The organism is Mycobacterium sp. (assembly GCF_035274705.1).
GTDB lineage: Bacteria > Actinomycetota > Actinomycetes > Mycobacteriales > Mycobacteriaceae > Mycobacterium.
Genome location: NZ_DATENY010000057.1, coordinates 24,083 through 48,538 on the forward strand (window position 1 = coordinate 24,083; position 24,456 = coordinate 48,538).

Genomic DNA, 24,456 nt, shown 5'->3' on the forward strand with positions numbered 1-24,456 from the left:
ACATGCCGCACCCGATCATGTTCCACGACGATGACCTCGGGCTCGCGGAAGTGCGCAAGATCGCGTTGGGCTTCCCGCAGGCGTTCGAGAAGATCTCGTGGGGCAGACCGGTGTTCTGCGCGCCGAAGATGTTCGTCATGTACGGCGGCAGCGCCAAGACCGACAAACCCCGCGAATATCTTCAATACCCCTACTCGATCCTGGTCAAGGTCGACGAGAGCGACCGCAGGGCGCTCGAGCAGGACACGCGATTCTTCTTTCCTGCCTACATGGGCCCGTTCGGCTGGCTTGGACTGGACTTCACGGCGCGCAAGAAGGTCGACTGGGACGAAGTGCGGGAGCTCATCGACGCGTCGTTTCGGATGATCGCGTCGCGCAAACTCATCAAGCAGCTCGACGAAGTTTGATCCACTAAGCGGCAGAGCATGATTCGATCGGAGACGCCATGAGTTTCTCGAGCCCCTTCCCCGAAGTCGAAATCCCCTCGACGAGCGTCTACGACTATTTGTTCGGCGGCATCGGCGACGTTGACCTCGACCGGGTCGCGCTGATCGACACCAAGTCGGGCAGGCGGACCACCTATCGCGAGATGGTCGCCCGCGTCGACACATTCGCCGGGGCCCTTGCCGGCCGCGGCATCGGTGTCGGCGATGTGGTCGGTCTGCTGGCTCCCAACAGCTCCGCGTTCGCGGTCGCCTTCCACGGCATCCTGCGTTCCGGCGCGACGGCAACCACGATCAACGCGCTGTTCACCGCCAAGGACATCGCCAAGCAGCTGACGGACTCCAAGGCCAAGATGCTGATCACGGTCACGCCGCTGCTGGCGCAGGCCGAAGAGGCCGCAGCGGCGGCCGGCCTGGCCGACGCCGACCTGGTGGTGCTCGACGGTGAGGGACAAGAGGCCAGCCGTCATCCCAACGCGGCCAATCTGCTCGCGGCGGGATCACCCGCACCGCAAGTCAACTTCGCCCCTTCGTCGCATCTCGCGGTGCTTCCCTACAGCTCCGGCACGACAGGCAACCCGAAGGGCGTGATGCTCACGCACCGCAATCTGGTGGCCAACGTCGCGCAGATACGGCCGCTACACGGGATGGTCGAAAACGACGTGATCCTCGCGGTACTGCCGTTTTTTCATATCTACGGAATGACGGTGCTGCTCAACGCCGCCCTGCATGCGCGCGCCAAGCTGGTGATCATGGCGAGCTTCGACCTTGGCGATTTCCTCGGCAACATCCAGAACCACAAGTGCACCATCGCGTACATCGCGCCGCCCGTCGCCGTCGCGCTGGCCAAGCATCCGCTTGTCGATGAGTACGACCTGTCGTCGCTGAACACCGTGATGTCGGGAGCGGCCCCGCTGGACGCCGATCTCGGTCATGCGGTCGCCAAACGGCTGGGCTGCCGCGTGGTGCAGGGCTACGGGATGAGCGAGCTCAGCCCCGTCAGCCACATCACGCCGTTCGACGGCGGGGTGCGCAACATGGGCATGGTGGCTCCGCTGAGCTCGGTCGGGTGGACGGTGTCCAACGCCGCCTCCAAACTCATCGATCCTGAGACCGGCGCCGAAATCGGCCCTCCCGCAGAGGGTCTCAGCGAGACCGGCGAACTGTGGTTCAAGGGCCCCAACGTGATGGCCGGGTACTTGAACAACGAAGAGTCAACCCGGGAAACCGTCGACGACGAAGGTTGGCTGCACACAGGGGATTTGGCGCAGGTCGATGCGTGCGGATGCGTCTACATCGTCGACCGGCTCAAGGAGCTGATCAAGTACAAGGGCTACCAGGTACCACCGGCGGAACTCGAGGCGCTGCTGCTGAGCCACCCGTCCATCGCCGACGCGGCGGTGGTCGGCGTCAACGATTCCGAAGGCGAAGAGGTGCCAAAGGCGTTCGTGGTCAAGCAATCTGGTGCCGAGCTGACCGAGGACGAGGTCATCGAATTCGTCGCCGGTCAGGTCGCGCCGTACAAAAAGGTGCGGCAGGTCGAGTTCATCCAGGCGATCCCGAAGTCGGCCTCAGGCAAGATCCTGCGTAAGGATCTACGTCCGGGTTAGCACCTCGGCCGCCCGCGCCCCCTTGGCCTGCCGGTAACCGAGAACAGCGCCGGCCGCCGGTATCACGATCAGCCCTGCCAAGCCCCACAGTGGGTCAGTCCAGTCCAGCGATGGCGCGATGCCCAGCTGCGGTACGAGGCGCTGCGGGTGAACGCGGTCACTCGGAGCCGGGGGGATTTCTATTGGCGGCGGTGGGGGCGGTGGCGGCGCGATTTCGGGCACCACGAAGCTCCATCGGGGCGGTTCGGAGCTGGGAGGCTGAATTCCGGGCGATCGGCCGTCGCCGACGACAACCCGTGGCTGCACTATTTCGGCGATCGGCGGACCGGCGACATCCGCACCCGATACCGTGTCCGAACCAGGGCCGTCGGCAGGGGTCTGCGGTGCGGGCGCGGGGTCGTCCGTCGAGGCTTTCGAGCTGCCAGACGACGTCTGCGGAGCCAGGGATGCGGTGCTGCCGCCGCTACTGGTACGGCTCGAACCAGACGTGCTGCGCTGATTGCTGCCACCGCCCGATGTCGACTTCTGACCGTCATCGCCACCCCACCGGTTGCCGTTGCCCCACGGGTTTCGGTCACCGCCGCCGCCGTAGCTACCGTCATGGTCGCCGCGGTCCCCGCCGTCGCGGTCCGCGCTGTAGCCATCATCGCGGTTGTCGCCGTAACTGCCGTCACGGTCGTCACCGCCGTGCTTCCACCCGCCGCGGACATCTCCCCTGTCACGGTGGTCGGAGCGATTCGAATGCGACCCGCCGGGATCGGCCGTGGCCACCGCCGCACTGGGCCCGCCTACCATCACGACCGCCGCGACAACACCGACACCCGCCGCGAGGCGCAGGTTCGATGGGCCCACAGTTCCTCTTCCGCTAATAGCAAAGACTGGCAGGGTGGTTCGCAGAGCATTGTTGCATGACGTGGCTGCGAAAACCCAGAGCCTTTGACGAACGCGAAAGAATCGTTAGCGAAAGTTACGAATTTCCCTGCTCAACGAACTCACGCAACCTCTCGATTGCCCGGTCCCACCGCTGCGACAGAGCCGTCAGGTATTGGCTTGCGTCGGCCAGCGGCTCTGGCTCGATGCGCCAGATGCGTTCCCTGCCATGGCGCTGACTGCTCACCAAACCGACCGCCTCCAGCAGCAGGAGATGTTTGGTCGCCGCTTGCCGGCTCACCGCAACGACCTGGGTGACTTGAGACGTCGAGCACGGGCCGCCGTCGCACAGCCGCGTGACGATACGCAGACGATTGGGGTCGCCGAGCGCGTCGAACAGCGGCGCCTTGGCTACGGATGCGTTCACATCTTCTCGCTGAGGGCAAGGTATTTCTGGACCAATTCGGTTTGCTTGGCCCAGCCCTCGCTGTTGCCCTCGAACGCCGATGCCCGGCGGTCGGCCGGGATCGCATCGAATCCCGACTCGACGATGCGCAGCAGAACGCCGTCGGCGGTTTCGTCGAGGGTGAATTCGACCAGCGTGGTCGGCTCTCGCGAGTAGTCGACATCCGATTCCCCACCGAACGGGTGCCACCGAAACGCCAGCCGGCGCTGCGGCTCGATCGCGACGATCTGCCAGGTGTCCGACATTCCCGCGTGGGGCTCCTGCAACCTGGCCACTTCCTCGTCGACGGTCGTCGGGGTGATCACGCCGGTGACCGACTCGCCCGCGACGAACTGCCCGTCGAAGCGCACACCGAACCAGCGGCCGAACTCGTCGGCATCGCTTATCGCCCGCCAGACCCGCTCCACCGGTGCCCGAAGCAGTACTTCCTTCTCGATCCGATCCGTACTCATATGCAACCTCCTAGTTGCGTTTTACCGTAGCCGCCATCGGCTCGATGCGCAACCTTTTGGTTGCCTCTTGGGATTAGATCGCGTCGGGATCGTCCGCGAACGCGTCGGCCGCCTTCTGACCCCGCTCGATGGCCGTACGCGCCCACTGAGGCGTCGCACCTGCCAATCCGCATGTCGGCGTGATGCCGATCCGCTCTCGCAGTACCGAGCGGGGGAACCCGAGCCGGTCGGTGATGGCGACAGCCGCCTTGGCGATCTCTTCTGCCGACGGTCCAGTGGCCGGCGTAGTTGCCGGCACGACGCCCAGCAGCACGGTGCGGCCTGAGTCGACGAACTCCCCCACGCCGTCGAGATCCGCGGCCGTGAGCGTCGACACATCGACCGAGACAGCGTGAATGGCGCTGCGCTGCAACACCTTCCACGGCAGCCCCGAAGCGCAGCTGTGCAACGCCACCTCAGCGCCGGCTGCCGCCACGCAGCCGTCGAGCAGCGCAGTCGCTACCGACTCGTCGACCGGGTGCACCGGTGTCAGGCTGGTCACCCCCGTCAACCGGCCCTCCAGCGCGGCCGGCAAGGACGGTTCGTCGAACTGCACCACCACCGCAGTGTCTAGCCGCCGCGCGACCTGCGCCCGGTGCGCGGCCACACCCTCGGCCAGGGAAGCCGCGAGATCCCGCAACGCACCGGCATCCGTGATGGCCCGGTGGCCGCCGGGCAATTCCAGCTGAGCGGCCAGCGTGATCGGTCCTGGTGCTTGCACCTTCACCGCCCGCGTCCCGCCTCGCAGGCCCGCCTTCTCCCACGACTCTTCGAGCGCGTCGATGTCCTCGTCGAGCAGACTGGCGGCCCGGCGAACGACCGCGCTGCGGCCCGAGGAAATGCGATAGCCGCGCGGCACAGTGTCGATGCCGATATCGACCAGCAGCGCACCGGCCCGCCCGATCAAATCTGCGCCGATGCCGCGGCCGGGTAGTTCCACCAGATGCGCAAGCTGGTGCAGTTCACCGACGATGATCTCGGCGGCCTCCCGCGGCGACGATCCAGGCCACGATCCGATGCCGGTCGCTGCGGCGAAAACACTCACTCGTTGAACAGTATTCGATCGGGCTAGGCTCGATCCGGGAAGGGGACGACGTCATGCGCGCATCGGCCAGGCCGTTGGCGGTCTGGTGTGCGGCGGTCATGGTAGCGGGTTGCACGCACACGGTGAACGGCCAGGCGGTGCGGTCCACTCCCGGAATCGACGACGACTCCCTATCACCGATCGACGTCGAGACGCTGATGCTCGATCAGTCGCAGATGCGCGCGATCACCGGCGCCGGCGACGACCTCACCATCATCCCGACCATGGACGAGAAGGTTCCCGTCGACATCGACCAGCTCGCGAAAACCACTCCGGCGCAATGCCAATGGGTCTTCCAGGAGATGCGCACATTCGGCGCCGACGTCGAAGAGTTCCACAAGACGACGTTTCAGAATCCGCCTCGCGGAGGGCTGATTTCGGAGGGTGTTGCTGCGTATCGCGATCCAGCAACCGCCCGCGGCACGTTCGACGATCTGGTCAGTTTCGTGAAGGGATGCGCCTCCACGACGTTCGGGCCGATGTTCGTCGGGGATTGGACGGCGACGGCCGATTCGTTGCAGATGCGTCCGGGCAACGGGTGCGGTCGTGACTATCGCGTGAAGAACGTCGTGCTCGTCGAAGTGACGGCCTGCCAGTTCCCCGGTTCGGTGCCCGACATCGTGATGACGAACATCCTGGCCAAGGTTCCCGGCTAGCGCCGGATCGTTGCGCTGGCGATGACCTCGTCACCCTCGGGGTCCGGACGGTAGAGCACCATCGTCTGCCCCGGCGCAACACCACGCAGCGGCGCACGCAGGTCGACCACCAACTGCCCGTCGCGCAGTTCGGCGACACCGTCGGCGATGCCGCCATGCGCGCGCACCTGCACGGAGCATTCGACGGGGCCGGTAGGCGCGGCACCCGAGGTGAACACCGGCTTGTCGCCGGCCAGTGTCCACACGTCCAGATCCGACGCGTGACCGACGTGGACGGTTCCGGTGTCGGCGTCGATGCCTGTCACATAACGCGGCCGTCCGTCGGGCCCCGGTCCGGCAATGCCAAGGCCCTTGCGCTGCCCGATCGTGAAACCGTGCACGCCATCATGTTCGGCGAGCACCGTGCCGCCGGCGTCGACGACCGCGCCGCGCCGCACGCCGATGCGGGCACCGAGGAATGCGCGGGTATCTCCGGACGGGATGAAGCAGATGTCATGGCTGTCGGGTTTTTCGGCGACGGCCAGGCCGCGACGAGCCGCCTCCTCGCGGATCTGTGTCTTGGGCGTATCACCGATCGGGAACACGGCGTGTCGCAGCTGTGCGGCGGTCAAGACGCCCAGCACGTAGGACTGGTCCTTGTCATGGTCGACGGCGCGGCGCAGCCGGCCATCGGACAACCGCGCGTAGTGACCAGTCGCGACGGCGTCGAAACCGAGCGCCAATGCGCGAGCCGCCAACGCCGAGAACTTGATTCGTTCGTTGCACCGCACGCAGGGGTTCGGCGTCTCACCGCGTTCGTAGGACGAGACGAAGTCGTCGATCACGTCTTCTTTGAACTGGTCGGCGAAATCCCATACGTAGAAGGGGATGTCCAGCACATCTGCTACCCGCCGGGCATCGCCGGCGTCCTCCTTGGAGCAGCAGCCCCGCGAGCCCGTGCGCAGTGTGCCCGGCGCCGAGGACAGCGCCAGGTGTACACCGACGACGTCGTGGCCCGCGTCGACCATCCTGGCGGCGGCGACCGACGAGTCCACACCTCCGCTCATCGCGACCAAAACAAGCACTACTCAACAACTCCCGAACTTGCCAACGCCGCCTGACGTGCCCGCTCCACCGCGGCCGGCAATACCGCCAATGCCGCCTCGATGTCCGCCTCTGTGCTGGTATGGCCCAACGAGAGCCGCAGCGAGCCGCGGGCGCTGGCGGGATCGGCGCCCATCGCAATCAGGACGTGCGACGGCTGGGCCACCCCGGCAGTACACGCTGAGCCCGTCGAGCACTCGATCCCTTTGGCATCCAACAACATCAACAGCGAGTCACCCTCGCAGCCCCGGAACGTGAAGTGCGCGCTGCCGGGCAACCGGCCGGCTCCGGTGGCTCCGTTGAGGTACGCGTCGTCGATCGCCGACAGGACACCGTCGACCAGCTTGTCGCGCAATGCCTGCACGCGGGCGCTGTTGACCTCCAAACCCTCTACGGCGACCCGGGCTGCCGCCGCCATCGCGACAGCGCCTGCGACATCGGGTGTGCCCGAACGGACGTCGCGCTCCTGACCACCACCGTGCAGCAATGGCACACAGGCGGTGTCACGGCGCAGCACCAGCGCGCCTACGCCGGTCGGCCCGCCGAACTTGTGGGCAGCGACGCTCATGGCCGAGAGCCCACTGGCGGCAAAGTCAACCGGGATCTGCCCGACCGCCTGAATGGCGTCGCTATGCATGGGAATATTGAATTCTGCTGCGATGGCCGCTAATTCGCGGACGGGCATGATGGTGCCGACCTCGTTGTTGGCCCACATGATCGACACCAATGCGACGTCGTCGGGGTTCTGTAACGCTTCTCGCAGTGCCGCCGGCGCAACCGACCCGTCTTCGCCGACCGGCAGCCAGGTCACCTCGGCGCCTTCGTGGTCGGCAAGCCACTGGACGGCATCGAGCACCGCATGGTGCTCGACGGGCGTGGTGACGATTCGGCGCCGGCGAGGTTCGGCGTCGCGCCTGGCCCAATAGATGCCCTTGACCGCGAGGTTGTCGCTTTCGGTCCCACCGGCGGTGAAGATCACTTCCGACGGCCGTGCGCCCAGCAGATGGGCCAGCGTCTCGCGGGCCTCCTCCATCCGGCGGCGTGCCACCCGGCCTGTGCCGTGCAGCGACGACGCGTTGCCGACCGTCGCCAGCACGGCCGTCATCGCCTCGATGGCAGCAGGGTGCATCGGTGTGGTGGCGGCGTGATCGAGGTACACCGAATCGAAGGTGCTCATGACCTGTCCAGGATAACCGCCGGGCCCGGACCGCCCTGATCGCGAGGTCAGGCCACGAGCGCGTGGCCGTGTGTCCGCCGCGACGTGTCCCCGCGGACCGCGGCCTCGCAACGGGCGGCGAGGTCGCGCCGGTCGGATCCGGGCAGCTGCAGCGATTCGACGTGCACGCGCACAATCGTGCGCTGAGCGGTGATAAGCCGCCGGATAGACGCCAACAGTGTGTCGTCGCCGACATAGGCGGCGACGGTCGACGGCCTGCCGTCGCGGTGGTGGTAGGTCAGCCGAAAGGGCTGGACCGGCCTGCCCGCGTCGACGGCCGCCTGGAACATCGCCGGCCGGAACTGGCCGTATGCCAGGCCGCACCAGGTGGTGCCTTCCGGAAACGCGACGACCGTCTGGCCGGCACGAAGCCGGTCGGCGACCGTGCCCACCACCTCGGGTAGCCGGCGCAAGTTGGCGCGGTCGATCGGAATGACCTTCATCAAACGGGCCACCATTCCCAGGCCGATCCAGTCGACGAGATCGGCCCTGGCGACGAACCGTCCGGGCATGACGGAACCAATCGCGAAGATGTCCACCCAGGACACGTGCCCACTGACCACCAGCACGCCCTGCAGGTTTCGAATCGGTCCACCGGACACGGTGATTCGCACGCCCAGGCAACGCAACATCAGTCGGCAGTAGCCTCGCTGGAGGTGGGAGCGGCCCGGCATGGGAATGGCCAGCAGCGGCGTCGCGGACAGCAGTAGCACCGCGAAGGTGGCTCGCACCGCGATACGCAATGCGACCACGAAGGGCCGGCCGGCCGCCGCAGCTGTGGCGCTCACACAGCTGGCGTCACATGACGCCCGCGGCAGCCACGAATGCTCGACGGTCATGACGCAATCCCGCCGGCCATCGCGGCCGCCGCCCCCACCGACCGCAATCTGCGCAGGTAGCGGGTGTCGGCTTTGCGTTTGTCGAGCAGGGCCGGGAAGTCGCCTACCCCGAAATCGGGGTCGTATGCCGGCTCTCCGCACACCTGAGCGCCCAGCCGCAGATACCCCCGCATGAGTGGCGGAACGCCGATACGCGCAGGCGGTTCGATGTCGTCCAGGCTTTTGCCGTCGATCCTCACCGGCCGGTACGGGTGCACGGTGTACTGCTCCGGGGCGGCGTGGCGGCGCCGCACAAAGTCGCGCACGCCGCGGATCTGGCTGCCGGCCGCCTCCCCGGCGGGGCCCTCGACGGGTACTGATACGCAGCCCGTGACGTAGTCGTAGCCGCAGCGGTCCAGGTAGGCCAGGATGCCTGCCCACATCAACAGCACCACGCCGCCGTTGCGGTGATCCTCACGCACGACGGCGCGACCCATCTCAACGAGCGATGGCCGCAGTTCGTCGAGCCCGCGCACGTCGAATTCCGTTGCCGTGTAAAGACCTCCGGCGGCGATGGCGCCGGGCGGAGGCAGCATGCGGTAGCACCCCACCAGCTCGGCCGAGTTCTCCTCCATCACGAGGAGGTGATCACAGTGCTCGTCGAAACGGTCGGCATCCCGGCCGTCGGCCGCACCGGCCAACGCGAATCCCGGTTCGGAGGTGAACACATCGTGACGAAGACGCTGCGCAGCCTCGATGAGCGCAGGGTCGGTGGACAGCAGCAGGGTGTAGCGGGGTGTATCCGATGAAAGGGTCGGCGGATCAGAGGCGATGAGTACAGAAGCAGTGCTCATTGCTGCACGGTCGCCCAGCCGCATCTCGGGATGGCATCGTGGCGGTGACGTGTCCGTGAGCGATAGGTGACGAATTAAGGCGATCGGACGTCAGCTATCAAGGAACACGACGTTCGACTCGACCGGATTACGCGGTACAACGAGGCTGTTGCATGCGAATGCGGGATCGGGATAGCCGATGGCCAGGCCGCACAGCACCATCAGCTCCTCCGGGATGTCCAGCTGCGTCCGCAGGATCTCCGGGTAGCCCGCGATCGACACCTGCACACAGAGACCGCGCTCGGTCAAGGCCAGCACCAGCGTCTGCAGGAACATGCCTACTCCGAGGCTGTCGACCAGTCCGAGACCGCGGTGAATGCACACCACGGCGCCCACGGGTGCGCCGAAGAACTCCCAGTTGCGCAGCTGCGCCAGCCGACGGGCCTCCGCGTCGTGACGTGGGATGCCCATTGAGCCGTAGACCAGTGCGCCAAGTTCTTGCCGCAGCGGAAGGAAATCCTCCGGGAGACCGGTGGTCACCGGCAATTCGACGGATGCCTCCTCGAGCAGCGCCTCGACCAACCGGTCGCGGCGAGGCCCCGAGGCGATGAACACCCGCCATGGCTGGACGTTGGAGTTCGACGGCGCGCGCATCGCGAGCGACAGGGCTTCGTCGAGTAGTTCCCGTGGCACCGGCTTGTCGCGCAGGAACAACCGCGTCGAGCGGCGTTCCCTCACAACGTCGCCCAGTTCGGTCATGCCCGTGCGACGCGCCGATCGCGGCGCTGTTCGAGTTCGTCCTCGTCCACCACGACGAGCATCGGCTGGCCCGGTGCGCACACCATCGTGACGAGGAACCGCAGGGCAATGTCGGTGCGGTTGTTGGCATCCGAATAGTGGATGACGTCCCCACCGGGCTCCCAGAACGCCTCGCCGGCTTTGATCACCCGCGGCGCTTCGCCTTCCAGCTCGAAGAGCATCTCGCCTTCGAGCACGTAGCCGAACGACGGCCCGCCGGGGTGGCGGTGCGGCGGGGCTCCTGTGCTTCCCGGCGGCCATTCGATGATCGAGGTCATCACCTCGGCATCGGCGGGAATGAACGGCGGTGTGACGGTCTGGATCGTCGTGATGGCCTTCATCAAGTCTGCGGTGTCGAACATGTTGCTCCTCAGTCGAATTCAGATCGGTCAGCTCTTCGCAAGCCAGTCGGCGAACGTCGTCTCGGCGATCACGGCACCGTCACCGGTGACCAGGCTGCTTTCGTCGACGGGTGTGCCGAAGTAAGTCGCCGTAGGGTCGACGACGACCGTGCGGGTGTCGCCTTGCTTGGCAAGCACTGTCTGCGCCAGGTCGGCGAACGACATCTTGTCCGGCCCACCGATGTTGACCACACCGTTGACGGGTGCGGCGGCCGCGACACGGGCGACCTCGGCCGCGACATCGGCGGCGGCGATCGGCTGGATACGCGCATCGGGCGCCCGGACCTCGTCGCCAACGACCAGTGATCCGGTGATCATCTCGGCGAACTCGTGGAACTGCGTGGCCCGCACGATCGTGTAGGGCAGTCCGGAGTCGACGATCGTTTTCTCCTGCACGACCTTGGCCCGCATGTAGCCGCTCTCGGGCAGTCCGTCGGCTCCGACGATCGACAGCGCCACGTAGTGGCCGACGCCGGCCGCCTTCGCCGCCGCGACAAGGTTCGCCGACGACCGGGTAAAGAAGTCCACCACCGGCTCGTCATCGAACGACGGTGAATTCGTCACGTCGACGAGCACCTGCGCGCCCGCCAACGCATCGTCAAGCCCTTCGCCGGTGAGCACGTCGGCCCCCGATGCGCGCGACGCGGCGACGACGTCGTGTCCGTCGCTGGTGAGCAGATCGACCACCTGTGAACCGATCCGACCGGTAGCTCCGATAACTGTGATCTTCATGCGTCCAGACTGACGCTCACGGCCTGTCGTCGAACCCTTGAAAGTTCGTAGTCTGGCGACAAGACGCAAAAGCCCCCGAACACTCGGCGTGTCGGGGGCTTTTCCGTCTGTTCCCAGCTTGCGCGCGGGCCCACGCGCAGAGAAGTGTCAGCCCTTGCGGGCCTTGACCGCCTCGGTCAGCTGCGGGGTGACCTTGAACAGGTCACCGACGATGCCGAGGTCGGCGATCTCGAAGATCGGCGCCTCTTCGTCCTTGTTCACCGCGATGATCGTCTTCGACGTCTGCATGCCCGCCCGGTGCTGGATCGCACCGGAGATGCCCAGCGCGATGTAGAGCTGAGGCGACACCGTCTTACCGGTCTGGCCCACCTGGAACTGGCCCGGGTAGTAGCCGGAGTCGACCGCGGCACGCGAGGCGCCGACGGCGGCACCCAGCGAGTCGGCCAATTCCTCGACCACGCTGAAGTTTTCGGCGCTGCCGACGCCACGACCACCGGAGACCACAACCGTGGCCTCGGTGAGTTCCGGACGATCGCCTGCGACTGCGGGCTCCCGCTTGGTGATCTTCGTCGCATTCTCGGCCTGTGCGGGCACCTCGACGTTGACGACCTCACCGGCAGCTGCGGCGGGCTCAGCCTCCACAGCACCCGGGCGCACCGTGATCACCGGGGTGTCGCCGGTGGCCTCGGCCTCGACGGTGAACGCGCCACCGAAGATCGAGTGGATGGCCTTGCCGCCGTCCTTCACCTCGACGACGTCGACCAGCAGGCCGGCGCCGGTGCGAGCGGCCAGCCGGCCCCCGATCTCCTTGCCGTCGGCGCTGGCGGCCAGCAGCACTCCCGCCGGAGTGGCCGACTCGACCAGCGAGGCCAGCACGTCCACATACGGGGTGATCAGATAGTTCTCCGCGTCGTCGGATTCGGCGACGTAGATCTTGGCGGCGCCGGCCTCTTTCAACGCGTCGGTCAGCGGCGCAGCGGTGCCAGGCTTGCCCACCACGACAGCGGAGGGCTCGCCCAGCTTGCGGGCGGCGGTGATCAGTTCGGCGGTGATCTTCTTCAGCCCGCCGTCGGCGTGCTCGACGAGCACAAGTACTTCAGCCATGTGTCTTCTATGTCTTTCTGGGTCTCTTCGGCCTATGAGCTATTCGGCTAGATGATTTTTTGAGCAACCAGGTACTCGGCGATCTTGGTGCCGCCATCGCCCTCGTCGGTGACCTTCTCGCCGGCCGTCTTAGGCGGCTTCGGGGTCGACGCCAGCACCTTCGAGCCGGCGTTCGCGACACCGACCTCATCGGCCTCGACGCCGATCTCGGCCAGCGTCAGCGTCGTCACTTCCTTCTTCTTCGCGGCCATGATGCCCTTGAAGGACGGGAAGCGGGGCTCGTTGATCTTCTCGTTGACGCTGACGACCGCGGGCAGCGGCGCCTCGATGGTGAACACGCCATCGTCGGTCTCGCGCTCGCCGGTCACCTTGCCGCCTTCGACAGACACCTTGCGCAGGTGGGTGAGCTGCGGCAGGCCGAGATACTCGGCGATCACCGCGGGGACCGCACCGCCGACACCGTCGGTGGCCTCGTTGCCGGCGATGACCAACTCGGTGCCTTCAATGGTGCCCAGCGCACGGGCCAGCGCCCAGCCGGTCTGGACCAGGTCCGAGCCGTGCATCCCGTCGTCGAGAAGGTGCACGGCCTTGTCCGCGCCCATCGACAGGGCCTTGCGGATGGCCTCGGTGGCGCGCTCGGGTCCGGCTGTGAGCACTGTCACGGTGCTTTCGGTGCCGTTGGCGGCTTCTTTCTCCTTGATCAGGAGCGCCTCTTCGACGGCGCGCTCGTTGATCTCGTCGAGCACGGCGTCGGCGGCCTCACGGTCGAGGGTGAAATCGCCGTCGGTCAGCTTTCGCTCCGACCACGTGTCTGGGACCTGTTTGATCAGGACCACGATGTTCGTCATGACTTGAGTTCGTCCTCCTCGGAGAGGCCGGCGGCCGGCCTGCACTACCACGTTTCAAGCAACTACCACCATGTTACTCGTCGGTAACTTTTGGCGGTTCGCAGGATCACCATAGCTGGTCGAAGTTGGTGTTCTAGCAGCCCGTAGCACCTGAACCGTTCGCCATCGGGCCGATCCGCGTTAGCCTGCCTTGCAATGAGCGCCTCATTCGTTACCAACGGTCCGCTTGGGTGTCCGGATAAGGATGCCGCGTTGCCCCTGACCGGGGAGCGCACGGTTCCCGGGCTGGCGGAGGAGAACTACTGGTTCCGCCGCCACGAGGTCGTCTATGAACGGCTGGCCGCCCGCTGCGCGGGACGCGATGTGCTCGAGGCCGGCTTTGGCGAGGGCTACGGCGCCGACCTGATCGCCGGCGTAGCCCGCCGCGTGATCGGCCTCGACTACGACGCGTCCGCGGTGGCGCACGTGAAGGCCCGTTATCCGCGTGTTGAGGTGCTGCACGGCAACCTCGCCGAGCTGCCGCTGGCCGGCGAGTCTGTTGACGTCGTGGTCAACTTCCAGGTGATCGAACACCTGTGGGATCAAGGGCAATTCGTGGCCGAGTGCTTCCGTGTGCTGCGGCCGGGCGGCGTGCTGCTGATGTCCACACCGAACCGAATCACCTTCTCCCCCGGCCGTGACACCCCGATCAACCCGTTCCACACGCGTGAACTCAACGCCGCCGAGCTCACCGAACTTCTGACGTCGCAGGGTTTTGGGATCGAAGGCGTCTACGGGGTTTTTCATGGTCAGCGGCTTGTTGAACTCGACGAGCGGCACGGCGGTTCGATCATCGATGCTCAGATTGACCGCGCGCTGGCCGATGCGCCATGGCCCGCTGACCTACTCGCCGATGTTGCATCGGTGACCACCGATGACTTCGACCTCATCGAGGCTGGCGGCCGCAACATAGATGAGAGCCTCGACCTGGTCGCAATCGCGGTGCGGCCGTGACGAATTCGGAGCCCGCGCCCGGCCTGTTCACGCTCGTTCTGCACACCCACCTGCCCTGGTTGGCCCATCACGGCCGGTGGCCGGTCGGCGAGGAATGGCTCTACCAGTCATGGTCGGCCTCCTACCTGCCATTGATGCGGGTGTTGCGGAGGCTTTCCGACGAAGGCCGCCATCATTTGCTGACGCTCGGCATGACACCCGTGGTCACCGCTCAACTCGACGACCCATATTGCTTGACGGGCATGCATCATTGGTTGGCGAACTGGCAGCTGCGCGCGTCGGAGGCGACGACCCATGACGAGCCGTTGCGCCAGTTCGGAATTCGCGAACGGGCCGAAGCGCAGAGAGCGCTGGACGAATTCTCCACGCAGTGGGCCCACGGCGCCAGCCCGCTGCTGCGCGAACTGATCGACGCCCAAACCATCGAGCTGCTCGGCGGCCCGCTGGCGCATCCGTTCCAGCCGCTGCTGAATCCGCGATTGCGGGAATTCGCCCTCCGAGAGGGTCTGGCCGACGCGCATCAGCGGTTCGCGCGCACGCCGACAGGCATCTGGGCGCCGGAGTGCGCCTATGCGCCGGGCATGGAAATCGACTATGCCGCAGCAGGTGTCGGACACTTCATGGTCGACGGGCCGTCATTGCATGGCGACACGGCGCTGGGCCGGCCCGTAGCGGGCTCCGGTGTCATCGCGTTCGGCCGCGACCTGCAGGTCAGCTACCGGGTGTGGTCTCCGAAGTCCGGCTATCCAGGTCACGCCGCCTACCGCGACTTCCACACCTATGACCACGTCACCGGCCTCAAGCCGGCCCGCGTCACCGGCCGCAACGTGGCGTCGGACGCCAAGGCGCCGTATGACCCCGAGCGCGCTGACCGGGCGGTCGACGCCCACGTCGCTGATTTCGTCGGGGTCGTGCGCGACCGGCTCATCAGTGAATCCGAACGGATCGGCCGGCCCGCGCATGTGGTGGCCGCGTTCGACACCGAACTGTTCGGCCACTGGTGGTACGAGGGTCCGGCGTGGCTGGAGCGGGTATTGCGTGCGCTGCCGGAGGCGGGCGTGCGCGTCGGCACGCTGTCGGACGCCGTCGCGGACGGTTTCGTCGGCTCGTCTGTCGAATTACCGCCCAGCTCTTGGGGTTCGGGCAAGGACTGGCAGGTGTGGGCCGGCGAGAAGGTGGCCGATCTCGTCCAACTGAACACCGAAGTGGTGGACACCGCGTTGACCACCGTCGAGAAGGCTTTGGACGAGACCGACGCGCCGCCGGCGCGCAATTTCATCGCCGATCAGATCCTTCGCGAGACGCTGTTGACAGTGTCCAGCGACTGGCCGTTCATGGTCAGCAAGGACTCCGCCGCCGACTACGCGCGCTACCGCGCTCACCTGCACGCGCACGCCACCCGCGAGATCGCAGGCGCTCTCGCGTCCGGCCGCAGCGAGCACGCAGAGCGGCTGGCCAACGGCTGGAACCGCGCCGACGGCTTGTTCGGCGCACTCGACGCGAGGCGACTGCCGCGATGACCGGTCCCCCACTTCTCTCCGCGAGCGTGCGTGTCTGTACACCGACACGCGGCCAAACGCGTACATTTTGCGCACGCTCGCACCAGATCGAGCGCGCATGAAAATCCTGATGGTGTCGTGGGAGTACCCGCCGGTGGTCGTCGGCGGGCTTGGCCGGCACGTGTACAACTTGGCGACGGCGCTGGCCGCGGCCGGACATGAGGTCGTCGTGCTCAACCGACGACCCAGCGGCACCGACCCGAGCAGCCATCCGTCGACCGACGAAATCGCCGAGGGCGTGCGGGTTGTCGCCGCCGCGCAGGATCCCCACGAGTTCGACTTCGGTTCGGACATGATGGCGTGGACTCTGGCGATGGGCCATTCGATGGTCCGCGCGGGTTTGGGAATCAAGGGTCGACGCGGCCGCCCGTGGCGCCCCGACGTCGTGCACGCCCATGACTGGCTGGTCGCGCACCCCGCGATCGCGCTCGCCGAATACTTCGATGTTCCACTGGTTTCCACGATCCACGCCACCGAGGCTGGCCGGCATTCGGGCTGGGTGTCCGGTCCGATCAGCCGTCAGGTGCACGCCGTCGAATCGTGGCTGGTTCGCGAATCCGATTCACTCATCACGTGTTCGGCGTCGATGAGCGACGAGATCACCGAGCTGTTCGGCCCCGGCTTGGCCGAAACTCGAGTCATCCGCAACGGAATCGACGCGGCGTTGTGGCCGTTCGCACATCGCCAACCACGCAACGGCCCCGGACAGCTGATGTACCTGGGGCGGCTCGAGTACGAGAAGGGTATCCACGACGCGATCGCGGCGTTGCCCCGCATCAGGCGCAGCCACCCCGGCACGACGTTGACCATCGCGGGCGACGGCACGCAGCTCGGGTGGCTCGTCGAACAGGCGCGAAAGCACAAGGTAATCAAGGCGACAGCGTTCGTGGGCAGGCTCGATCACGAGGAGCTCGTGCGGCTGCTGCATACCGCCGACGCGTGCGTGCTACCCAGCCACTACGAGCCGTTCGGCATCGTCGCCCTGGAGGCGGCCGCGACGGGTATACCGCTGGTCACCTCCAATGTCGGCGGCCTCGGTGAAGCGGTCATCAACGGGCAGACCGGCATGTCCTATGCGCCTCGCGATGTAGCCGGGCTAGCGGCCGCCGTGCGAACAGTGCTCGACGACCCAGATGCCGCCCAGCAGAGGGCTATTGCGGCCCGTGAACGGCTCACATCGGACTTCGACTGGCACACCGTCGCCGACGAAACCGCGCAGGTGTACCTGGCCGCCAAACGCCGCGAACGCGAACCGCACCGCCGGCGCGTCATCGTCGAGCAAGCCCTGCCCGACCGCTGACCGTCACAACGGACGTCGTTGCCTAACCGCCGTGGGGCGCATGCCCGTGCTTGTTCGTTTGTGGTCCGGTGATTGCCGGTGCCACCGGATCCGTGGTTGTCGAATCCGTTGTCGACGTCGCCGTCACACTCGGAGGCGCTTGCGGTCCTTTGACGCAGGCCACGTCGTACTGAGACTTCTCGCTGTAATTCAGTCCGCCGGTGCCGACGCCTTCGTTGAATGGCGCCCCTGGTGACGAAGCGGTGTGGCCCGGGGTGGTGCCTCCAGCGGCTGTTGAGTCCTCGCAGGACTGGCTGGGCGGTCCAGTGCCGCTGGGGTTTCCGCCTCCGGCATACGCCGGCGCTGCCGCCGCGCCGGTGATGATGATGCCGGCCAAAAAACTTGCCCCGAGGATCTTGTGCATCATGATCACATTCCGTTCCGGTGCGCGCCTGTGCGCACCCAATACTTTGGACACGACGCAGAGCACAGGTACGTTCGCATACCCCAGAATCTGCTGAAATAGTTCGATCGGCGTCGAATCATCCCGGGCATACCTTCGGGTATATGGACACGAAAAGGTTCACCCTGGATGCGACGTTGACCCTGATCGCTGCCTACCTGGGACTCTTCGTCGGACTCATCGACGCCAACGCGGTCAACCTCGCCTTACCGGCGATCCGCAACGACCTCGGCGGCGGCATCTCCGGCGCGCAGTGGACGATCGACGCCTACAACGTCACCTTCGCCGCCGTGCTGCTGACCTCTGGATCCCTCGGCGACCGATTCGGCAGACGCACGCTGTTGCGCATCGGCCTGGTGATGTTCGTCGCCGCCTCGCTGGTCTGCGCGGCCGCCTCGTCGCTGCCGTTGCTACTGGCAGCCCGAGCGATCCAGGGCATCGGCGCCGCAGTGATGCTGCCGCAGGGCCTGGCCATCACCGCCGCGGCGTTTCCGAACCCGATCGAGCGGGCCAGGGCGACGGCCGCGTGGGCGATGGCGGCCGCGCTGAGCACCGCGATCGGCCCAATCCTTGGCGGTGTCCTGACCGACGGCCTCGGCTGGCGCTACATCTTCTGGCTCAACGCGCCCGTCGGCGTAGTCGCGCTCCTGATGACGTATCGCTACCTGCCCGAATCCCGTGACCCCGACGCCGCGCGCATCGACGTGCCCGGCCAGACGCTCGCGATGCTCGGACTCGGCACGCTCATCGTCGTGCTGGTCGAGGGACGGACCCTCGCGCCAATCTGGACAGTGGCACTGGCCGTCGTCGCCGTCTCTACCATCGCGGCATTCCTGTGGAGCCAGCGGCGCATCACCCATCCGATGCTGCCCCTGAACCTGTTCCGCAGCCCTCGACTCGTCGCGGCACTCGTAGCGACATTCACGATGACCTTCGGCATCTACGGGCTCCTATTGGTGAACAGCTTTGCGTTCCAACAACAACGCGGCGCCAGTGCGCTGGCCACCGCCCTGTGGTTCCTGCCGATGCCGTTGACCTACCTGGTCCTGATCCCGGCGGCCAACGCGCTCGCCCACCGGACGGGTCCACGTCCGCCGATGACCGCCGGCCTGATCCTGATGGCCGCCGGTATGGCGTTATATGCGGCGGTTGGACCGCGAGCCGACGTCTGGCTGCTCGAGCTGTCGTTCGTGCTGGCCGGCGCGGGCCTGGCGCTCAATACGGGCCCGGCGGTCGGGTTGGCGATGTCGGCGGTGCCGCTGCAACGCGCCGGGCTGGCGTCCGGCGTGGTGAACCTGGCCCGCCTGGTGGGTATCACTGTCGGAGTCGCGGTGTTGGGTAGTGCCTTCGGCGTCATCGGCGGTGTCGCCGGCGTGCGGACCGCGATGATGATCGGCGGCGCGGTGCAGTTGATCGGCGCCATGGTCGCCTTCAGGTGGGCGCGAACCCAAGACCAGGCGCCGGCGGAGAAGGAGGTCTGTCATGCGTGATGCGGCATTGCTACCCACCGGTGGCGACGCTGACATCGCCGCGTTGGCCTCGCTGCTCGCCGATCCCGCTCGGTGCAAGGTACTGCTCGCGCTCGACGACGGGCGGGCGCTGCCTGCCAGCGTCCTGGCCGACGAGGCCGGCGTCAGCAGACCGACCGCGAGCAGCCACCTCGGCAAGTTGACGGACGCCGGGCTGTTGGCCGTGGAAACCCATGGCCGCCACCGGTATTACCGGCTGGCCGGTCCCGAGGTCGGCGAACTGCTCGAGCAGCTGGGCCGCCTTGCGCCGCCGCGGCCGGTCCGTTCACTGCGGGAAGGCACGCGCGCGGCGCGATTGCGCTCCGCCCGCACCTGTTACGACCACGTCGCCGGCCGGCTCGGCGTACAGGTCATGGGCAGCCTGCTGGATCGGCAGGTGTTGGTCGGCGGCGACGGTCGCTACGTTGCGGCCCGTGATGCACATGATTCATTGAGCAGTCCGGGTCATGACATCCGCTATGAGCTGACCGACCACGGACGCGACTTCCTTACCAACATCGGTGTCGAAATGCCCACCGGCAGAAGGCCACTCGTGCGCTATTGCGTAGACTGGACCGAGCAGCGCCACCACCTGTCCGGCGGACTGGGCCGCGCGATCTTCGACCGCTTCCTGTCCGCGGGCTGGGTGAAGCGGGTACCGCGCGGGCGGGCGCTGATGGTCACCGACGGCGGCCGCACCGCGCTGGCCGATGCGTTCGGCATCGACTGGGCGGGCTAGCGACACCTATTGAGCGCCGAGCGCAACCAGGATTGCGGCCACGGCAACGACCCCGACGATCACCGCGACTTGGAGATAGCCGATGATCAGGGCGGCAGTCGCCAGCCCCTGCCCGCCTTCTCCAGTCCGCTTGATCTGTCCGCGCGCCATGTGGCCGAAAACGATTCCGAGCGGGAAGAACACAAACACAAGGATCAGTGCCGCGATCGCCATTCCGTTGGTCGCCGGCGCTACGACGTATGTCGGTTGCGGTTGCCAGCCGGAAGAATTCGGATACGCCAAGGTCGTTCCCTTCGAAAGTTCTGTGTACTCGTGAGTACTACGAGGGACAGCCGCGTGCGGTTCAGCCTCGGCGAGAGTGCGCAAAATGCACGCAGATCGCGGCGTGTCGGCGTACAGACACGCACGCTCGCGGTGAACGGGACTAGCGAGTGGCCTTCTTGCGTTCGATGTCGGCCAGCGCCGCGGCGAGTTCCGCGCGCTGGGCCGCCGACGTCTCCCACGCCAGCTGCCGGTTCTTGACGACCTTGGCAGGCGCGCCCACAGCAATCGAAAAGTCGGGGATGTCGCCCTTGACGACGGCGTGTGATCCCAGCACGCACCCACGGCCAATGGTGGTGTTGCGCAGGATCGTGACCTTGGTGGCGATCCACGTATCGGGTCCGATCCGCACTGGCCCTTTGACGATGCCCTGATCCTTGATCGGCATGTTGATGTCGTCCATGCGGTGGTCGAAGTCGCACACGTAGACCCAGTCCGCCATCAGGACCGAGTCACCCAACTCGATGTCGAGGTAGGTGTTGATGACGTTGTCGCGGCCGAGCACCACCTTGTCGCCGAACCGCAGCGAGCCCTCGTGGCAGCGGATCGTGTTCTTGTCACCGATGTGGACCCAGCGACCGATTTCCATCGTGGACAGCTCGGGGGTGGCCTGGATCTCCACGCCTTTGCCCAGAAACACCATGCCGCGGGTGATGATGTGCGGGTTGGCGAGCTTGAACTTCAGCAGCCGCCAGTAGCGCACTAGGTACCACGGTGTGTAGGCGCGATTGGCTATCACCCACTTCAGCGACGCCAGGGTGAGGAACTTGGCCTGTCGCGGATCGCGCAACCGCGAACCACGCCAGCGCTTGTGCAACGGCGCACCCCACATGGTCGTCATGGCCGGAAAGCCTACGCGAGGGCTTGCATGTCGAGCGGTTACCCTCACGTGGGCTGTGGAAGACACGGCCTGGAAAAACTCAGAAAGGGCGCAGTGTTCCGGCGATTGGTCGTGCTGGCGTCAACAGCGCTGCTCACGGGTGTGCTGGCCGGTTGCGGGAACACCGATACCTGGGTCGAAGCGCATGCTGCCACCGGCTGGGCTGCGCAATACGGCGACGCCGCCAACAGCAGCTTCGCGCCGGTTGCCGGTGCCGAGGCGTTGCGGCTGGAGTGGCGGCGGTCGGTGAAGGGCGATCTAGGCGCCCAGGTGTCGCTCGGGTCAGGCAGCTACCTGGCCGTCAACGCGCAAACCCCTGGCGGCTGCTCGCTGATGGTGTGGGAGACCGACAACCGTGCCCGTCAGCGGTGGTGTACCCGACTGGTGCAGGGTGGCGGGTTATCCAGTCCCTTATTGGATGGGTTCGACAATGTCTACGTCGGTCAGCCCGGCGCCATGTTGTCGTTTCCGCCGACGCAGTGGATCCGGTGGCGCCAGCCGGTGATCGGAATGCCCACCACGCCAAGGATTCTCGCGCCGGGACAGCTGCTGGTGGTTACGCATCTGGGTCAGGTGCTCGTGTTCGACGCGCACAAGGGCGTCGTCGTCGGCTCGCCGCTCGATCTGGTCAGCGGCGTCAATCCGACCGATTCGACCCGCGGCCTGGCCGACTGCCAGCCGGTCCGCGCCGGATGCCCGGTCGCCGCAGCACCGGCGTCGTCATCGGCGACCGGCATCGTGGTGCTGGGTCTGTGGGAGCCGAATGCGGCAGCGCCGGTCCTCGTCGGGCTGCGCTACCGCCCCGGCCAAACACCGCTGATCACCCGCGAGTGGACCAGCGACGCGGTCGGCGGCGGACCGCTGGCCAGCCCCGTGCTGTCGTCCGACGGGCAAACGGCCTACGTCAACGGGCGCGACCAGCGCCTGTGGGCGATCAACACCGCCGACGGCAAACCGAAATGGTCTGTCCCGCTGAACTATCTGGCCCAGACGCCGCCGTCGGTGGCGCCCAGCGGCCTGATCGTCGCGGGCGGCGGTCCTGGCGCCAAGCTCGTCGGCGTCCACGATGCCGGTGACCGCGGCGACGTCGTGTGGACCCGGGACGACGTCGCCCCGCTGTCGACGTCGAGCCTGGCCGGCGGGAGCGTCGGCTACACGATCGCCAAAGACGGCGACAAGGGTCAGGCATTGGTGGTCTTCAACCCCGCCGACGGTCACACGGTCAACAGCTATCCGTTGCCCGACGCGACGGGATGGCCGGTCGGTGTATCGGTCGGCCATGACCGCCGTGTCGTCACCGCCACCAGCGACGGGCAGGTGTACGGCTTCGCGCCGGCGTAGCGCTAAGCCAACAGCGGCGCGAGCACGGCGCGCGGCACCGGGGCCTGCGTTGCGCCGGCGGCCTCGGCGAACAACTCGCCCTGGCTGAAGAAGAAGATCACCGAGTCGTCCGTCAGGGCGAAGTTCTGGTAATTGGCCGGATCGAGCCCGTCATGGGACGGTATCGCGTCGATCATCCCCTGCTGCTTCTGCAGGTACCTATTGACTTCGGGATAGATGACGTCGAGCGGTTTGGTGCCCGGTTTGAACAGCGTGTTGAACGTGATCGGCGCGCGCTTGGCAAGGTCCCAGTTGAACGCTTGGTAGAACGTCTGCGGGTGGACTCCGCCGACGTTTTGGTACATCTCGAAAACCACGCTCTGCGTCCCACTTGTCGGCGAACCCGAGTGATAACCGGTCCCCTTGGCGTCCAGTTGATAGGGCAGGTTCCACGAGCCCGGCATCTGCGCGACGTTGACGAATCCGTCGCGAGCCTGCGTGAGGTATGCCGTCAGCGCGGCTTGGTCGGGATAGTCGTTGGGGAAGCTCATGTCCAGGTTGTAGATCGGATTGGCGGCATGTACGCGGCAGACGCCGTCGGGCCCGACGGCGCCGCCGAGGTCCGTGCACGCGGACTGTGCCGCAGCGGTCGATACCGCGGCCGAGCAGGCCAGTACACCGGCCACGAGCATCGCGGCCACCCTGAGCATGCGCATCGTCGGACGTCCTCGAGAGCCGGCACCGGCTCGGGCACCGGCGCATCACTGACAGGGTACGTGTCGCATTATCGGGACGGACGACAAATGAATGCCGTTGCCCGGCTTGCCGCCCCGGACCCGATGCGGGCAATGACGATCGAGATCGGTTGCGATCCACGTAGCCGCAAACGGGTTCGCAGTTCATCCGGGTTGACGTCGACGCCCCGAACCAGGATTTCGGCAGCGCCGACGTCGTGACTCGAAAGCGCCTGGCGCAGTCGCCGTTCGCCGTAACTCAGCTCTTCCAGGACCTCGAAGCCGCGCACACCGGCGGGCAGATGGTCGCCGGACAGGTAGGCGATGTCCGGGTCGAGCTGCCACAGGCCGTGCCGGGCTGCGTAGTGGCGCACCAGACCTGCGCGCACCACCGCGCCGTCGGGGTCGATGATCCACCTCCCCGCGGGGGCCACCGCGCAGTCGTCTGGTTCGGCGTCGGTGATGTGCTCGCCGCTGTCCAGCATCGTGGCGCGGCGGCGCACTCCGTCGCCCGTCAAGCCCTCCGACCACAAACAGGCCTCGCGCACGCTGCCCGCCAGCGACGTCACCTCGATTTCGCCGACGAATCCCAGCCGGGACAGTTCATCGAAATCGATTCCTGGAGCGCACTTTACGACAAGATCGCGGGCGCGATACACGTCGAGCAGCGCGTCCAGCGCGGGCGTGTAGTCGCGTGGGTCGAAGCGGCGACGGCCGCCGCTTCGACGTGCCGGGTCGACCAGGACGACAGCGTCGCGCGTCACCGGCCGCAGGGCGTCGGCGCGACACACGTCCACATCGGCAACGTTGGTGCGGGCCATCGCCAAGCGGACGGCGTCGATGTCACTTCCGAGCACGTATGCGGCCGAACGCCGCAGTGGCGCAAGCTCCGTGCCGATCGAGCAGGTGACGTCGTGAACGACTACACCCGCCAACCGCTGCGCCCGGTGTTCGGCCACGGGTTGGGCGGTGGCCTGCTGCAACGCCTCATCGGTGAACAGCCAAGCCGACGGGTCCGCGAACTTCGCGGCGGCCCGGCGCCGCAATAGTGTCGTCTCCACCAACACAGCGGCCCGGCCACCGAAAGCTGTTCGCGCAGAGGCGATGTCACCTACCAGCGTGGCATCGGAAAGGCGATAGTCGGCGACCTCACGCAACGCCTGAACGCCCGCGTCGGAGCGCAGATAAGCAACGGCTTCAATATCGA

General features: G+C 66.7%; 27 protein-coding genes. 9 read left to right on the forward strand and 18 right to left on the reverse strand.

The genetic code is table 11. The features are described 5' to 3' along the window. Positions 1 to 2: 2 nt before the first annotated feature. Positions 3 to 407 (forward strand): MmcQ/YjbR family DNA-binding protein, encoded by a 405-nt coding sequence (locus tag VJV41_RS13095; RefSeq protein ID WP_325334326.1) that lies wholly within the window; start codon positions 3 to 5, stop codon positions 405 to 407. 38 nt (positions 408 to 445) lie between these two features. After that, a complete protein-coding gene (locus VJV41_RS13100) occupies positions 446 to 2,053 on the forward strand; it encodes a 4-coumarate--CoA ligase family protein (RefSeq protein ID WP_325334328.1) in 1,608 nt (535 codons plus the stop codon). Here the strand turns inward: VJV41_RS13100 and VJV41_RS13105 are convergent. From VJV41_RS13105 to VJV41_RS13120, 4 genes are all read right to left on the reverse strand, one after another. Further along, positions 2,039 to 2,905 (reverse strand): hypothetical protein, encoded by an 867-nt coding sequence (locus VJV41_RS13105; protein ID WP_325334330.1) that lies wholly within the window; start codon positions 2,903 to 2,905, stop codon positions 2,039 to 2,041. The genes VJV41_RS13100 and VJV41_RS13105 overlap by 15 nt on opposite strands. Positions 2,906 to 3,020: 115 nt before the next feature. After that, complete coding sequence (locus VJV41_RS13110) at positions 3,021 to 3,350, reverse strand: metalloregulator ArsR/SmtB family transcription factor (RefSeq protein WP_325334332.1); 330 nt, start codon at positions 3,348 to 3,350, stop codon at positions 3,021 to 3,023. Continuing rightward, a complete protein-coding gene (locus VJV41_RS13115; protein ID WP_325334334.1) occupies positions 3,347 to 3,841 on the reverse strand; it encodes an SRPBCC family protein in 495 nt (164 codons plus the stop codon). The genes VJV41_RS13110 and VJV41_RS13115 overlap by 4 nt, the downstream gene beginning before the upstream one ends. Before the next feature lie 73 nt (positions 3,842 to 3,914). Continuing rightward, positions 3,915 to 4,925 carry a methionine synthase gene (locus VJV41_RS13120; protein ID WP_325334335.1) on the reverse strand — a complete coding sequence of 337 codons (1,011 nt, stop codon included), beginning with the start codon at positions 4,923 to 4,925 and terminating at the stop codon, positions 3,915 to 3,917. Between the two features lie 53 nt (positions 4,926 to 4,978). Here VJV41_RS13120 and VJV41_RS13125 point away from each other — a divergent pair, with 53 nt between their 5' ends. Next, positions 4,979 to 5,620 carry a sensor domain-containing protein gene (locus VJV41_RS13125; protein WP_325334337.1) on the forward strand — a complete coding sequence of 214 codons (642 nt, stop codon included), beginning with the start codon at positions 4,979 to 4,981 and terminating at the stop codon, positions 5,618 to 5,620. On the opposite strand, the gene mnmA is transcribed toward VJV41_RS13125, so the two are convergent. The 9 genes from mnmA to VJV41_RS13170 all read right to left on the reverse strand — a co-directional run bounded on the left by mnmA (position 5,617) and on the right by VJV41_RS13170 (position 13,453). Next, complete coding sequence (mnmA, locus tag VJV41_RS13130) at positions 5,617 to 6,684, reverse strand: tRNA 2-thiouridine(34) synthase MnmA (protein WP_325334339.1); 1,068 nt, start codon at positions 6,682 to 6,684, stop codon at positions 5,617 to 5,619. The genes VJV41_RS13125 and mnmA overlap by 4 nt on opposite strands. Continuing rightward, positions 6,684 to 7,880 carry a cysteine desulfurase family protein gene (locus VJV41_RS13135; RefSeq protein ID WP_325334341.1) on the reverse strand — a complete coding sequence of 399 codons (1,197 nt, stop codon included), beginning with the start codon at positions 7,878 to 7,880 and terminating at the stop codon, positions 6,684 to 6,686. Before VJV41_RS13135 ends, mnmA begins: the two co-directional genes overlap by 1 nt. A 47-nt stretch (positions 7,881 to 7,927) precedes the next feature. After that, the gene (locus VJV41_RS13140; protein ID WP_325334343.1) at positions 7,928 to 8,758 is read right to left on the reverse strand and encodes a lysophospholipid acyltransferase family protein; all 831 of its coding nucleotides are present in this window, start codon (positions 8,756 to 8,758) and stop codon (positions 7,928 to 7,930) included. Continuing rightward, entirely contained in the window at positions 8,755 to 9,591 is an 837-nt protein-coding gene (locus VJV41_RS13145) for a GNAT family N-acetyltransferase (RefSeq protein WP_325334345.1), read from the reverse strand. Before VJV41_RS13145 ends, VJV41_RS13140 begins: the two co-directional genes overlap by 4 nt. Positions 9,592 to 9,681: 90 nt before the next feature. Then, positions 9,682 to 10,329: a nitroreductase gene (locus VJV41_RS13150; RefSeq protein ID WP_325334347.1), complete on the reverse strand. Its 648-nt coding sequence runs from the start codon at positions 10,327 to 10,329 to the stop codon at positions 9,682 to 9,684. Next, positions 10,326 to 10,730: a cupin domain-containing protein gene (locus VJV41_RS13155; RefSeq protein ID WP_325334349.1), complete on the reverse strand. Its 405-nt coding sequence runs from the start codon at positions 10,728 to 10,730 to the stop codon at positions 10,326 to 10,328. Before VJV41_RS13155 ends, VJV41_RS13150 begins: the two co-directional genes overlap by 4 nt. Positions 10,731 to 10,757: 27 nt before the next feature. Further along, a complete protein-coding gene (locus tag VJV41_RS13160) occupies positions 10,758 to 11,501 on the reverse strand; it encodes an SDR family oxidoreductase (RefSeq protein WP_325334351.1) in 744 nt (247 codons plus the stop codon). A 147-nt stretch (positions 11,502 to 11,648) separates the two neighbouring features. Then, positions 11,649 to 12,605 (reverse strand): electron transfer flavoprotein subunit alpha/FixB family protein, encoded by a 957-nt coding sequence (locus VJV41_RS13165; protein ID WP_325334353.1) that lies wholly within the window; start codon positions 12,603 to 12,605, stop codon positions 11,649 to 11,651. A 47-nt stretch (positions 12,606 to 12,652) separates the two neighbouring features. After that, positions 12,653 to 13,453: an electron transfer flavoprotein subunit beta/FixA family protein gene (locus tag VJV41_RS13170; protein ID WP_325334355.1), complete on the reverse strand. Its 801-nt coding sequence runs from the start codon at positions 13,451 to 13,453 to the stop codon at positions 12,653 to 12,655. 195 nt (positions 13,454 to 13,648) lie between these two features. Here VJV41_RS13170 and VJV41_RS13175 point away from each other — a divergent pair, with 195 nt between their 5' ends. The 3 genes from VJV41_RS13175 (at position 13,649) to VJV41_RS13185 (ending at position 17,305) form a co-directional block, all read left to right on the forward strand. Next, positions 13,649 to 14,446 (forward strand): class I SAM-dependent methyltransferase, encoded by a 798-nt coding sequence (locus VJV41_RS13175; protein WP_325334357.1) that lies wholly within the window; start codon positions 13,649 to 13,651, stop codon positions 14,444 to 14,446. Further along, positions 14,443 to 15,966: a glycoside hydrolase family 57 protein gene (locus tag VJV41_RS13180; protein ID WP_325334359.1), complete on the forward strand. Its 1,524-nt coding sequence runs from the start codon at positions 14,443 to 14,445 to the stop codon at positions 15,964 to 15,966. Before VJV41_RS13175 ends, VJV41_RS13180 begins: the two co-directional genes overlap by 4 nt. A gap of 97 nt (positions 15,967 to 16,063) precedes the next feature. After that, complete coding sequence (locus VJV41_RS13185) at positions 16,064 to 17,305, forward strand: glycosyltransferase family 4 protein (RefSeq protein WP_325334361.1); 1,242 nt, start codon at positions 16,064 to 16,066, stop codon at positions 17,303 to 17,305. A 22-nt stretch (positions 17,306 to 17,327) separates the two neighbouring features. On the opposite strand, the gene VJV41_RS13190 is transcribed toward VJV41_RS13185, so the two are convergent. Next, positions 17,328 to 17,762: a hypothetical protein gene (locus VJV41_RS13190; RefSeq protein ID WP_325334363.1), complete on the reverse strand. Its 435-nt coding sequence runs from the start codon at positions 17,760 to 17,762 to the stop codon at positions 17,328 to 17,330. A gap of 89 nt (positions 17,763 to 17,851) precedes the next feature. Between VJV41_RS13190 and VJV41_RS13195 the strand changes: the two genes are divergently transcribed. After that, positions 17,852 to 19,237, forward strand: coding sequence for an MFS transporter (locus VJV41_RS13195; RefSeq protein ID WP_325334365.1), 1,386 nt, complete (start codon positions 17,852 to 17,854; stop codon positions 19,235 to 19,237). Then, positions 19,230 to 19,994: a metalloregulator ArsR/SmtB family transcription factor gene (locus tag VJV41_RS13200; protein WP_325334367.1), complete on the forward strand. Its 765-nt coding sequence runs from the start codon at positions 19,230 to 19,232 to the stop codon at positions 19,992 to 19,994. The genes VJV41_RS13195 and VJV41_RS13200 overlap by 8 nt, the downstream gene beginning before the upstream one ends. A gap of 6 nt (positions 19,995 to 20,000) precedes the next feature. Here VJV41_RS13200 and VJV41_RS13205 read toward each other — a convergent pair whose 3' ends face one another. Both VJV41_RS13205 and VJV41_RS13210 read right to left on the reverse strand, forming a co-directional pair. Further along, complete coding sequence (locus VJV41_RS13205) at positions 20,001 to 20,276, reverse strand: DUF4190 domain-containing protein (protein ID WP_325334370.1); 276 nt, start codon at positions 20,274 to 20,276, stop codon at positions 20,001 to 20,003. Between the two features lie 142 nt (positions 20,277 to 20,418). Continuing rightward, on the reverse strand, positions 20,419 to 21,156 hold the full coding sequence (locus VJV41_RS13210) for an acyltransferase (RefSeq protein ID WP_325334372.1): 738 nt from the start codon (positions 21,154 to 21,156) through the stop codon (positions 20,419 to 20,421). A 93-nt stretch (positions 21,157 to 21,249) separates the two neighbouring features. Between VJV41_RS13210 and VJV41_RS13215 the strand changes: the two genes are divergently transcribed. Then, positions 21,250 to 22,536 carry a PQQ-binding-like beta-propeller repeat protein gene (locus VJV41_RS13215; RefSeq protein ID WP_325334374.1) on the forward strand — a complete coding sequence of 429 codons (1,287 nt, stop codon included), beginning with the start codon at positions 21,250 to 21,252 and terminating at the stop codon, positions 22,534 to 22,536. 2 nt (positions 22,537 to 22,538) lie between these two features. Here VJV41_RS13215 and VJV41_RS13220 read toward each other — a convergent pair whose 3' ends face one another. Together VJV41_RS13220 and VJV41_RS13225 are read right to left on the reverse strand one after the other, a co-directional pair. Beyond that, on the reverse strand, positions 22,539 to 23,231 hold the full coding sequence (locus VJV41_RS13220) for an esterase (RefSeq protein WP_325334376.1): 693 nt from the start codon (positions 23,229 to 23,231) through the stop codon (positions 22,539 to 22,541). A gap of 68 nt (positions 23,232 to 23,299) precedes the next feature. Further along, positions 23,300 to 24,451: a THUMP-like domain-containing protein gene (locus VJV41_RS13225; protein ID WP_325334449.1), complete on the reverse strand. Its 1,152-nt coding sequence runs from the start codon at positions 24,449 to 24,451 to the stop codon at positions 23,300 to 23,302. Between the last annotated feature and the right edge of the window lie 5 nt (positions 24,452 to 24,456).

Excerpts from the sequence above, each read along its gene's own strand:
- VJV41_RS13095 (WP_325334326.1), top strand. The coding sequence starts at position 3 with ATGCCGCACCCGATCATGTTCCACGACGATGACCTCGGGCTCGCGGAA.
- VJV41_RS13135 (WP_325334341.1), bottom strand. The coding sequence starts at position 7,880 with ATGAGCACCTTCGATTCGGTGTACCTCGATCACGCCGCCACCACACCG.
- VJV41_RS13200 (WP_325334367.1), top strand. The coding sequence starts at position 19,230 with ATGCGTGATGCGGCATTGCTACCCACCGGTGGCGACGCTGACATCGCC.
- VJV41_RS13185 (WP_325334361.1), top strand. The coding sequence starts at position 16,064 with ATGAAAATCCTGATGGTGTCGTGGGAGTACCCGCCGGTGGTCGTCGGC.
- VJV41_RS13125 (WP_325334337.1), top strand. The coding sequence starts at position 4,979 with ATGCGCGCATCGGCCAGGCCGTTGGCGGTCTGGTGTGCGGCGGTCATG.
- VJV41_RS13150 (WP_325334347.1), bottom strand. The coding sequence starts at position 10,329 with ATGACCGAACTGGGCGACGTTGTGAGGGAACGCCGCTCGACGCGGTTG.
- VJV41_RS13140 (WP_325334343.1), bottom strand. The coding sequence starts at position 8,758 with ATGACCGTCGAGCATTCGTGGCTGCCGCGGGCGTCATGTGACGCCAGC.
- VJV41_RS13160 (WP_325334351.1), bottom strand. The coding sequence starts at position 11,501 with ATGAAGATCACAGTTATCGGAGCTACCGGTCGGATCGGTTCACAGGTG.
- VJV41_RS13155 (WP_325334349.1), bottom strand. The coding sequence starts at position 10,730 with ATGTTCGACACCGCAGACTTGATGAAGGCCATCACGACGATCCAGACC.
- VJV41_RS13195 (WP_325334365.1), top strand. The coding sequence starts at position 17,852 with ATGGACACGAAAAGGTTCACCCTGGATGCGACGTTGACCCTGATCGCT.
- VJV41_RS13210 (WP_325334372.1), bottom strand. The coding sequence starts at position 21,156 with ATGACGACCATGTGGGGTGCGCCGTTGCACAAGCGCTGGCGTGGTTCG.
- VJV41_RS13100 (WP_325334328.1), top strand. The coding sequence starts at position 446 with ATGAGTTTCTCGAGCCCCTTCCCCGAAGTCGAAATCCCCTCGACGAGC.
- VJV41_RS13115 (WP_325334334.1), bottom strand. The coding sequence starts at position 3,841 with ATGAGTACGGATCGGATCGAGAAGGAAGTACTGCTTCGGGCACCGGTG.
- VJV41_RS13175 (WP_325334357.1), top strand. The coding sequence starts at position 13,649 with ATGAGCGCCTCATTCGTTACCAACGGTCCGCTTGGGTGTCCGGATAAG.
- VJV41_RS13170 (WP_325334355.1), bottom strand. The coding sequence starts at position 13,453 with ATGACGAACATCGTGGTCCTGATCAAACAGGTCCCAGACACGTGGTCG.
- VJV41_RS13145 (WP_325334345.1), bottom strand. The coding sequence starts at position 9,591 with ATGAGCACTGCTTCTGTACTCATCGCCTCTGATCCGCCGACCCTTTCA.
- VJV41_RS13220 (WP_325334376.1), bottom strand. The coding sequence starts at position 23,231 with ATGCGCATGCTCAGGGTGGCCGCGATGCTCGTGGCCGGTGTACTGGCC.
- VJV41_RS13165 (WP_325334353.1), bottom strand. The coding sequence starts at position 12,605 with ATGGCTGAAGTACTTGTGCTCGTCGAGCACGCCGACGGCGGGCTGAAG.